The organism is Bacillus sp. 166amftsu (assembly GCF_900107445.1).
Classification (GTDB): domain Bacteria; phylum Bacillota; class Bacilli; order Bacillales; family Bacillaceae_G; genus Bacillus_A; species Bacillus_A arachidis.
Window position 1 is genome coordinate 111,327 of sequence record NZ_FNQA01000012.1, and the last position, 6,279, is coordinate 117,605.

Annotated in this window: 6 protein-coding genes and 2 pseudogenes; 2 read left to right on the plus strand and 6 right to left on the minus strand. The window is 34.0% G+C overall.

Annotation, left to right across the window (positions count from 1 at the left end; all coding sequences use genetic code 11):
- Positions 1-89 precede the first annotated feature (89 nt).
- Together BLV40_RS20885 and BLV40_RS20890 are read right to left on the minus strand one after the other, a co-directional pair.
- Entirely contained in the window at positions 90-410 is a 321-nt protein-coding gene (locus BLV40_RS20885) for a magnetosome magnetite crystal formation protein family (RefSeq protein ID WP_090693523.1), read from the minus strand.
- A 228-nt stretch (positions 411-638) separates the two neighbouring features.
- The gene (locus BLV40_RS20890; RefSeq protein WP_090693526.1) at positions 639-2,075 is read right to left on the minus strand and encodes a glycoside hydrolase family 1 protein; all 1,437 of its coding nucleotides are present in this window, start codon (positions 2,073-2,075) and stop codon (positions 639-641) included.
- A 262-nt stretch (positions 2,076-2,337) separates the two neighbouring features.
- Here BLV40_RS20890 and BLV40_RS20895 point away from each other — a divergent pair, with 262 nt between their 5' ends.
- On the plus strand, positions 2,338-3,063 hold the full coding sequence (locus BLV40_RS20895; protein ID WP_090693530.1) for a MurR/RpiR family transcriptional regulator: 726 nt from the start codon (positions 2,338-2,340) through the stop codon (positions 3,061-3,063).
- 348 nt (positions 3,064-3,411) lie between these two features.
- On the opposite strand, the gene BLV40_RS20905 is transcribed toward BLV40_RS20895, so the two are convergent.
- Positions 3,412-4,119: an IS6 family transposase gene (locus BLV40_RS20905; RefSeq protein WP_090693534.1), complete on the minus strand. Its 708-nt coding sequence runs from the start codon at positions 4,117-4,119 to the stop codon at positions 3,412-3,414.
- Positions 4,120-4,167: 48 nt separating this feature from the next.
- Positions 4,168-4,815 (minus strand): DUF975 family protein, encoded by a 648-nt coding sequence (locus tag BLV40_RS20910; protein ID WP_090693537.1) that lies wholly within the window; start codon positions 4,813-4,815, stop codon positions 4,168-4,170.
- Positions 4,816-5,050: 235 nt separating this feature from the next.
- On the opposite strand from BLV40_RS20910, the gene BLV40_RS20915 reads away from it, so the two are divergent.
- A complete protein-coding gene (locus BLV40_RS20915) occupies positions 5,051-5,416 on the plus strand; it encodes a hypothetical protein (RefSeq protein WP_211482132.1) in 366 nt (121 codons plus the stop codon).
- A 151-nt stretch (positions 5,417-5,567) separates the two neighbouring features.
- On the opposite strand, the pseudogene BLV40_RS20920 reads toward BLV40_RS20915, so the two are convergent.
- Together BLV40_RS20920 and BLV40_RS20925 are read right to left on the minus strand one after the other, a co-directional pair.
- A pseudogene (locus tag BLV40_RS20920) lies at positions 5,568-5,954 on the minus strand (IS4 family transposase); the annotation flags it as partial.
- 143 nt (positions 5,955-6,097) lie between these two features.
- Positions 6,098-6,279: pseudogene (locus BLV40_RS20925) on the minus strand (group II intron reverse transcriptase/maturase); the annotation flags it as partial.

The window sequence follows — 6,279 nt, forward strand, 5'->3', positions numbered from 1 at the left end:
ATATTTCAAAGTTTTTGCACCAGAACCATAAAAAAGAAGATCTAGCTATTCGATCTTCTTTTTTATTAAATATAATGAATTATTATATGTTAAACCTCTTTTAACACCTTAATACCTTTTACTATAGTCAAAATTAAATAGTAGCTAATTATGATAAAAGCAATAGCAAAAGTTCCGATTGTTACAATTACAATTGTATTTTCACTTAATGAACTAAGTCTAGTTATGCTATTAATTATAGCAATAGCAATGAGAATTATTACACAAGGAATTAACTGTATCCGTACTGCTTTTTTCGCATGACATTTTACTTTTTCTTCTGCTATAAGGTAAATAATAAGTGGTAATATGACTGGTGCAAAAAAATAACTAAAATAACTCAAAGAAGATAAGATATGATTCCCTTTCATGATGTTCACCTCTAAAAAAATTATTATGACTTCTTATATATTTATTATTACATTAAAATACTATATGAACTATCTAATAACCTTACATAAAGATGACAGTTCTGTAAGGTTATTAGATGGTTTATCAATCATTTGAACCTATATATCCTAAATAAATCTTGCAATAAAAAAACAATCTATATAATAACCTGTACCCTTTGTAAAAAGGAAATTAATATTAATAGATTTTCATAGCCTTTCCCCATTTGTTGCAATTACATCTTTATACCAGAAAAAGGACTTCTTCTTTTTCCGTTCTAATGTACCACTGCCATCGTCATGTTTATCAACATAGATGAAGCCGTAACGTTTGGAGAACTCACCTGTTGACATGCTTACCATATCAATACAGCCCCAGCTTGTATAGCCTATTAACTCAACACCATCTTCAATGGCTTCACCCATTGCTTTCATGTGCTCACGAAGATAGTCAATTCGATAGTCATCATTGATCGTACCATCTTCTTCTACTTTGTCATAGGCACCTAACCCATTTTCTACAACAAATAGTGGTTTTTGATAGCGATCATATAATTTGTTTAAGCTGATACGTAATCCTACGGGATCGATTTCCCATCCCCAGTCGCTTGCTTTTAAGAACGGATTTCTTGTGCCACCAATAATATTCCCTTGCGTTGATTCCTCATCTGTCTTCACTTTCTTCTCAGTGCGGGACATGTAATAACTAAAGCCAATATAATCAACAATGCCTTCCTTTATTAATTCTAAGTCACCATCTTGAATCTCCAATTCGATATTGTGTTCTTTAAAGTATCTCTTAATGAAAGCTGGATACTCACCCCGTACTTGTACATCTGCACAATAGTAGTTAAAAAGCTGTTCTTCCTGAAGGGCATACATTATATTTTCTGGATTGGAATCAAAGGAATACACAGGTGCAAAGAGAATCATACAACCAATTTGGGAGTTAGGAATGATCTCATGGCATGCTTTGATTGCAATGGAGCTTGCGACAAATTGATGATGATATGCTTGGAAGGTAGGCTGGTATTTATCCTCTTCTTTTTGGATTGAAAAACCAAGACCTTGAATCGGCATCAACAAACTGCTATTGATTTCATTAAAAGTCATCCAAAACTTTACTTTATTTTTATAACGATTGAAAATAGATTTTACATATCTTTCAAAGAAAGTTACCACTTGGCGGTTTCTCCAACCACCGTATTCTTTTACTAAATGCAGAGGCATTTCATAGTGAGAAATGGTTACAACTGGTTCAATACCATGTTTATGCAATTCGTCAAAAACACGATCGTAAAAAGCCAATCCTTCTTCATTTGCCTCTAACTCATCACCATTTGGAAAAATCCTTGTCCAGGCAATCGACATACGGAATGCTTTGAAACCCATTTCCGCAAACAACGCAATATCTTCTTTATAACGATGATAGAAGTCAATAGCTTCATGATTCGGATAGTAATATTGATCACGATGGATTTCAAAATCAAAACCTGGATTCATTAATATTTTATACCGCTCGTTTCCACCTGGAAGAACATCGGCAATATTTAGTCCTTTATTCCCTTCATTAAATCCGCCTTCTATTTGATTAGCTGCAGTCGCCCCTCCCCATAAAAAACCTTCAGGGAATTGATATTTTTTCATTTTGATTACCTCCAGAAATTTATGTTATTATTACTATTTTGTTCGAATTTATAAATTTCTCTCCCTTATAAGTAACTACAAAAAAATCATAACTACGTTTAGTGGGATAGTAAATGAATGAAGAGCATTTAGTTTTTTATAAGGGAAAAAGTGATTTGTTACATAAATGTAACACTATGTTTCTCATGAAAAAGTTGTGCTAAAATGTAGTTATCATTTTTTGCAGGTTACAATATCTTTTACTGAAGGAGAAACTGAATTAATGTTTACAAACGACATCATCGCTAATTTTAATGAATTAGAAACTTCTTTATACAACTATATTTGTCAAAACAGTGATAAAGTGGCTTATATGCGAATTCGTGAACTAGCGGATGAAACACATGTATCAACAGCTACAATTTTACGTTTTTGTAGGAAACTACATTGCGAGGGGTTTTCCGAATTTAAAGTAAAGTTGAAAATGCAATTAAAAGAGAATAAAAAGACGATTATAAAAAGTTCTCAACAATCTGTAATAGAGTTTTTTGAGCGAACATTAAAAAGTAACTTAGAAGAAAAAATTAAGGAGTCTGCAAGTCTCGTTACCAAAGCTGATAACGTTATTTTTATTGGGATCGGCAGCTCTGGTATTCTTGCTGAATATGGTGCAAGATATTTTTCAAGCTTAGGTAAATTTTCGTTGTATATTAAAGATCCTCACTTCCCGATCCACTCTAAGCTCCGTAATAATAGCGTAACAATTGCTTTATCTGTCTCAGGAGAAAATAAATTTACCGTCACTCATCTTAACCAACTTAAACAAGAAGGAAGTACAATCATTAGTATTACAAACAATGCACTCTCAACCATTGCAAAAATCTCTGATATAAACATTCCCTATTATGTAACAGAGGAATTTTTCCAAGAATCTAATATTACCACGCAAATACCTGTTGTTTATATTTTAGAATCTGTGGCTCGGGAAATACATAATCTTAATCAATAGGCTCAAATTCCTAATGAAATGCATACTCAAGGAAGTTCTACTTTTGTACCTGTGAATAAGGTTTTCTTTAATTACAACTCGAATTTTCAACATAAAAAGACAGAAGCTGGTTGTGGTCTTACCCCCGTCAAGTGGACAGCTGTAAAAAAAGACTATGCAGCCATCGAGATTCGATATTCAATCGGAGCTCGATAGTTAAGCCTTTTTTGGAATCGTTTGTAGTTGTAATGATAGATGTATGTTTCAATAGCTTGAATTAGTTCTTCCTTTGTTTGATAATAATTAAGGTTCTGGTGCAAAAAACATTTGATAGAGATATAGAACCTACATGGCCTATTCAATGACAGATTATGATGCAATTCCAAACAACTTATGTATGAACCCAACTTCATTTTGAGCAGACTTCACCTGTAGGTTAAGTTGTCTTTTTTTCATCATATGCATGGCTTCAACGCCGCTCAATATAGAAGTGGCTGTTTCATATGACTTGAATCCTAACATAGAACGTACACGTTTCTTAATGAAACGGTGATCCTGTTCCAATATATTATTGAGATATTTAACTTGCCTTATTTGTATGCCTTCAGGCATACGTTTCTCTTCTTTTAACTCTTGAATCGCTACGGGATAGGCTGGGTTCTTGTCTACCGTTATAACACGAGGTTTACAAATATGAGAAGCAGCCAAGGCTTTCTTGAAAAAGCGCTTGGCTGCTTGTTTATGTCTTGATTCACTTAGATAAAAATCAATGGTGTTTCCTTCAGAATCTACTGCGCGATATAAATACATCCATTGACCTTTTACTTTCACATACGTTTCATCGACTCTCCAGGAATCATTTGTCGTCTTAAGATGACGTCGTATTCTTTCGTCTAATTCATGTCCATATTGATGCACCCAACGCATAATGATGGTGTGAGCAATAGACAAACCTCGTTCCTCCATCATTTCTACCAAATCACGAAAACTAAGGTTGTACCGTAGGTACCATCTCACAGTTAATAAAATCATATCAGGTTGATATTGCTTCCATTTGAACAAATTTTTCTTTTTCATACCAATCATACACCTTTTTTAGAGTAATAGTATCAGTATGTCCAAGATTTAGAGGTTACTTGCATGTATCTTGAAGTTTTTGCATTGGGACCCCTTTTTGTAATAGCCTTGTGAAATTTCTTCATAAAACACTGCTTTAGTAGTATAAAAATATGGAATTAACCACAAGAAACCAACTCCTAAAGTAACAACACTTAATATAAACCAGCCACTAAAGCTTAAACATATTAAGAAATAACTCATTTTATGCCCGCTCATCATACGACGACTTTCAGTAATGGCTTGGTTCATTGAATATTCTGGATGATCATTTAAAATAAAATAGGTCATAGTATAAGAAAAAGATTTAATGATTCCTGGAATAATAAGCAGCAATGTCCATAATGTCGTATAGAAACCAACTAGTATATATATAAAAATTGATTTAATATATTTTTTGAACCCTAGAAACCATTCAAATAATTGCTGAATTCCAACTGTTTTTTCACGAACTGCATTTAAAGCAAGATGGTAGGCACCTAAAATGAAAGGCCCACTCACTAGGATTGCAATAATATCTATCATAATCGATTCTATCACGTTTCCCAAGCCCCAGGACCATACAAAAGGAAATGTAATAAGCAATGTAACTCCTACTGCTAATCCCCATTTTCCATCAAGTTCATCAAGGGCGCTGTCTTTTAATTCACTGATCATATAAAAATCCTCCTTAAATCTAATGAACATTTAATTTATATAGATATATAATTTTCATAGAGATTATATTATCATTTTAAAGCCCTTCCCGAAAGAAATTCCCTTCCCTACGCTTAATAACTTGTCTAGTTGCTTACATTGAGAAGGAGTAAGGTCTCTTGTTAGTTGCTTAAAAATCCTTCTATGTGCTCGTTCACGTACAGCCCATGCTAAATGCTCAACTGCATATAGCGATGTGGCGGTATCCCATCGAATTCAGCTCATTTTTTTAGTTTTGGATAACAACGAATTTCTTAAGTTGATGGGCATGGGGTATTTGCATCAAAAAGAATATTTTAAATTCAAAGAAAATGGTTATATTGACATCCAAGACGAGCGTTATAATTACGGATCCATAGAACTTAGAGTTCACATTAAAGGAATATCTGTATTAGAGAAACGTTTTAAGAATATTAGTTGGTATATTAAGAGTGGACCTAATAAAACTGCTTATATAGGTGTAATGGGGGAAGTTTTGGGTATTGAAACCACAGAAAACAAAATTTATCTAAACATTAAATGTTATGACTTAGATATAGAGTATCTACAGAATCATGAATAAAAATCCTTGTGGGGTATCGCCACATCGCTATCAAGCTAAGCTCATACAACGTCAATCATAGTAGAGATTGCTTCTTTTTTCTAACGATGACATGTAAGAACCTGAAATTTTTGCATGCCAAATAAATCCTAACGGATTCATTTTTTTTGAATTAAGCCGCTTGATTATCAGACATGGTACAATTGTAAACGACACCTAATATATCAAAGACTGTTTTCTTCTCATATCGATGAGATTTTCGCCCGTTTTGCTGTAGGAGGTTGAACAGACGAATTAGAATCTTTGATAGCTCTTGGGTGTCTTTCTGTATAGCTTGGAAAAGAAGAAAAAAGTAATCTTTAATCATATATATGGCCTTATATTCACTCAGTTCTCGTTTCTTTTTCATAAGAAGTAATTGCCGCATTTGAAACATGATAGAAGAACAGAGTAGAATGGCAATCAATTGCCCATACAAATGGCATTCCAATCGTTCTCGTTTTATCTTTTTACAATGATGAATACGAAAGAATGATTTCCACGTTTTAAATAAAATCTGTCGGGTAAAAGACTGGCGCGGTATCAATTGTGGCCCGTCTCCAGCCTCTCCCCATAAGAACTGCTCGTGAGGTTTTCCCTCAAGCAGCTCACCCCATAAACTTCATCAAAAGGGTTATGAGACCTATCAAAGGGCAGACACTTTCATCGGAAACTCTCTGCACTTTTCAGGGGAAGGACTTTCCAATCCCAGTAGAGCCCCAGTACACCATAGAGATATTCGTTACTCCATCTCTGCCATCCGATGCTACGCTTTCGTCGTCGTTTCCTTCTTGTTAATAGCGTGCGAATTTTCATCTCCGTATAGTCACGTACTTCACTGAAAG

Coding starts and splice junctions, on each gene's coding strand:
- BLV40_RS20895 (WP_090693530.1), top strand. CDS start 2,338: ATGTTTACAAACGACATCATCGCTAATTTTAATGAATTAGAAACTTCT.
- BLV40_RS20885 (WP_090693523.1), bottom strand. CDS start 410: ATGAAAGGGAATCATATCTTATCTTCTTTGAGTTATTTTAGTTATTTT.
- BLV40_RS20910 (WP_090693537.1), bottom strand. CDS start 4,815: ATGATCAGTGAATTAAAAGACAGCGCCCTTGATGAACTTGATGGAAAA.
- BLV40_RS20905 (WP_090693534.1), bottom strand. CDS start 4,119: ATGAAAAAGAAAAATTTGTTCAAATGGAAGCAATATCAACCTGATATG.
- BLV40_RS20890 (WP_090693526.1), bottom strand. CDS start 2,075: ATGAAAAAATATCAATTCCCTGAAGGTTTTTTATGGGGAGGGGCGACT.